This is a genomic window from Rhodococcus sp. LB1, assembly GCF_001583455.1.
Lineage (GTDB): Bacteria > Actinomycetota > Actinomycetes > Mycobacteriales > Mycobacteriaceae > Rhodococcus_F > Rhodococcus_F opacus.
Genome location: NZ_LTCZ01000097.1, coordinates 1 through 3,587 on the forward strand (window position 1 = coordinate 1; position 3,587 = coordinate 3,587).

A 3,587-nucleotide genomic window follows, 5' to 3' on the forward strand; every position below is an offset into this window, starting at 1 on the left:
CCTACCCTCGATTCGGAATGAATCCGGGTGTGGCGACCAAGGACTACGTGTTCTGCGGCGGCATGGCGCTGGATCTGGAGACGCTGGCGCGTAAGCCGGAGGCCGACACCATCGCGAACGAGACGAAGATCGCGCTGGAGGAGATCCAGGGGATCCTCGAGACTGCCGGCTGCACGCTCGGGGACGTGGTGAAGACGACGTGTTACCTGGCCGACGATTCGTATCGCAAGGAGTTCTGGACCGCGTACACCGAGGTCTTCGGCGAAGGCCCGTACCCGGCGCGCACGACGCTCGTCGTCGGCATCGCCGGCGACTGCCGCGTCGAGATCGACGCCGTCGCGATCCGACCGCGGAACCAGCGGTAGAACCGCGCGAAGAAAATGTCGGGCCGTGCGGCCGACAAGTCGTCGACCGACGCACAACTCGACCCCGAAGTCATCGGTGAGACCGCTCGACCGGCACAGACAGAATCTGCACCAGCACACGAAGCGCCCGCGCCGAATGAGGGCCGCCGTCGAAGTCAGCACGGTGCCCAAACTGCACGCTGAAGCTGCTCATGCTTCCTACAGGGTTCCGCGAAGACCACGGCGCGACATGACGGCGACAACAGCTCCCAGCCCCTACTAACACCGTCCTGCCCAGGACGCCCGAATCCGAAGTCTTGTCCTAGTCGGATTGCCCTCGAATCAGAGGCTCCGCGCATTATTCGACCGATCCGTGTGAAGGCGGGTCGCTAAAGAGAGGAACACCTGCGATGGAGTTCGGTATTTTCATTCCCAGTGCTCGGAATGGTTACATCATTTCTGAGGCTGCTCCACAGTATTCGCCGACGTACTCGCACATGAGGGAGATCATCCAGGCGGGTGAGGAAAACGGGTTCTCGTTTGCCCTGTCGTTGTCGGCGCTGCGCGGGCACGGTGGCACGACGGGGTTTTGGGACGACGCACTGGAGTCGATGACACAGATGGCTGCCCTTGCCCGGGACACGACGACGATGAAGCTGATTGGCTCCGTGAATATTCTGGCGATCCATCCGGCGATCGCGGCGCGGATGGCGGTGACGATCGACCAGATCAGCGAGGGGCGTTTCTCACTCAACATCGTTCCCGGCGGCTGGCACCCCCGTGAGCTCGAGGTCATGAATGTGTGGCCCGGCTATGAGTACAACAACTACCGCTGGGAGTACGCGGGTGAGTACTGCCAGGTGGTGCGCGAGCTCTGGGAGAACGGCGTCTCGAACTTCAAGGGCAAGCACTTCCAGTATGACGATCTGCGGATGGGCCCGAAGCCAGACAATCACGTGAACATCGTGTGTGCCGGCGCCTCGGACGACGCCATCGCATTCACCACGAAGTACGCCGACTACTCGTTCCGCCTGGCCTGGGGAGGCGTGGACGCCCTCGAGGAGGTCGTGGGCAGGTTCAACGAGCAGATGGAGAACGCGGGGCGGACCATCCGGCCGTTTGTGGCATTGGGTGTTGTCCTTGCTGACACCGACGAGGAAGCGGAAGCAAAGCTGCAGAGCTACATCGACAGCCCGGATCGGGGCGTGATGGAGTACATGATCGGGCAGGCATCCACCGATTCCGCCAAGGGCGGCACCTCAGAGATCCTCGCCGGTGTCGACGCCAAGGGATTCGTGCAGTTTTCGACGGATTTCATCACCGGTTCCCCGGAGAGTATCGCGCGCCAGCTCGACGAGTGGGCCGAACTCGACGTCGCTGGATTCATGCTGATCTTCCCGGACTACGTGGAGGACATCAAGCGGATGGGGCGTGAGGTGTTCCCATTGATGAAGAACTTTACCGCGGTGCAGGCGCTGCAGAACGCCTGAGTTTTCCCGCGCCTCGAGCTCCCAAATACGGGCCGCCACATGATCTGGCCAGGCCGTGTGGCGGCCCAGGGCGGCACCTTCCGTTGTGAGAGTGCCGAGAACCTATTAATGCGATGAAGATGAGGATGGAACCATGTCCACAACGCTGCTCAGTGAAGAACTGAGGACGAACATAAAGAAGGCCGAGAGGATGCTGATCGGCTTCGAGTGGGTCGACGCGTCCACTGCCGAAACGATCGCGGTGGAGGATCCCGCGACCGGGGAGGTCGTTGCTCGTGTTCCGGCCGGGAACGCCCAGGATGTCGACCGCGCGGTCTCGGCTGCGTGCGCAGCATTCCGCGGACCGTGGCGCCGGCTGACTCCGCAGGAACGTGGCCGACTGCTGTGGAAGCTGGCGGATCTGATCGAGGACCGTGCGCAGGAGTTCGCAGAGTTGGAGTCGCTGGATGCGGGGATGACGATCGGCGAGGCCAGATACGTCGATGTGGCGTTCTCGGTCGATGTGTTGCGGTATTACGCGGGATGGCCGACCAAGATCACCGGGGACACGATCCCGGTGTCGTTTCCGACGAACTTCGGCGGCCCCTATCACTCGTACACGCTGCGCGAGCCCCTCGGTGTGGTGGGGTGCATCGTGCCGTGGAATCTCCCGTTGATGATGGCGGTCAAGAAGATTGCGCCGGCGCTCGCGACGGGAAATACTGTGGTTGTCAAGCCGGCCGAGCAGACTCCGCTGTCGATCGCATTGCTGGGGGAGTTGGTGCTGGAGGCCGGTTTCCCCGAGGGTGTCTTCAATTATGTCACCGGATACGGAGAGACGGTGGGGGCCGCCTTGGTCGAGCACCCGGACGTGAACAAGATCAGTTTCACCGGCTCGGGTCCGACAGGGAAGGCGATCATCAAGGCGGCCACGGGCAACCTCAAGCGCGTCTCCCTCGAGCTGGGCGGGAAGTCACCGAATATCATCTTCGGCGACGCCGATCTGGGGAAGGCGATTCCGTCGGCAGCGCTGGCGATCTTCGCCTGCCAGGGTGAGAGTTGTGTCGCCGGGTCGCGTCTGTACGCGCACCGCTCAGTGTTCCAGGATGTGGTCAACGGGCTGGTCGAGGCGGCTGACAGCATCCGGTTGGGCCGCGGCTTGGATGCGGCGTCGCAGATGGGTCCGCTGATTTCGGCGGAGCACCGGGACCGGGTGCTCGGTTTCATCGAACTCGCCCGCAGCGAGGGAGCCGAGATCGTCACCGGCGGCTCTGCGTGGGGGAGCGAAGGCTATTTCGTCGAGCCCACCGTCTTGGCGAACGTCGGCTCGGACTCGAAAGTCTTGCGGGAGGAAATCTTCGGTCCGGTTCTGACGATTGTGCCGTTCGACACCGAGGACGAGGTGCTGGCGCTGGCCAACGATTCGCACTACGGACTCGGTGCGGGGGTGTGGACCCGGGACCTCGGCCGCGCGCACCGCGTGGCCGCGGGAATCGAAGCGGGTCAGGTGTGGGTGAACTGCTATCAGACGGTGGATGCGGCGTTGCCGTTCGGTGGGCACAAGCAGTCGGGGTTGGGTCGGGAGACCTGCAAGGAGAGTCTCGACGAGTATCTCGAGCTCAAGACAGTCGTCGTCGATCTGTCGTAGACCACGGACACATATGGCTCCACAGTCGTCGGTGGCGCCGGTGCAGGGTCGTAGCCGCCCACGTCTGACCGAGGACCCGCAGGTGTCGGTCTTGCCGGTCGCGGTCGTCGGCGGCACCTACAAACG

The 3,587-nt window shown here is 63.2% G+C and carries 3 protein-coding genes; all 3 read left to right on the forward strand.

Annotation, left to right across the window (positions count from 1 at the left end; translation table 11 throughout):
- On the forward strand, window positions 1-365 hold a 365-nt coding region (locus AZG88_RS16240; RefSeq protein WP_061698279.1), incomplete at its 5' end, for a RidA family protein.
- Window positions 366-754: 389 nt separating this feature from the next.
- Window positions 755-1,834 (forward strand): LLM class flavin-dependent oxidoreductase, encoded by a 1,080-nt coding sequence (locus tag AZG88_RS16245; RefSeq protein WP_063886814.1) that lies wholly within the window; start codon window positions 755-757, stop codon window positions 1,832-1,834.
- 133 nt (window positions 1,835-1,967) lie between these two features.
- A complete protein-coding gene (locus tag AZG88_RS16250) occupies window positions 1,968-3,461 on the forward strand; it encodes an aldehyde dehydrogenase family protein (RefSeq protein ID WP_061698281.1) in 1,494 nt (497 codons plus the stop codon).
- Window positions 3,462-3,587: the final 126 nt, after the last annotated feature.

Bases quoted from the DNA above. Each gene is read 5' to 3' on its own strand.
- AZG88_RS16245 (WP_063886814.1), top strand. From the start codon at position 755: ATGGAGTTCGGTATTTTCATTCCCAGTGCTCGGAATGGTTACATCATT.
- AZG88_RS16250 (WP_061698281.1), top strand. From the start codon at position 1,968: ATGTCCACAACGCTGCTCAGTGAAGAACTGAGGACGAACATAAAGAAG.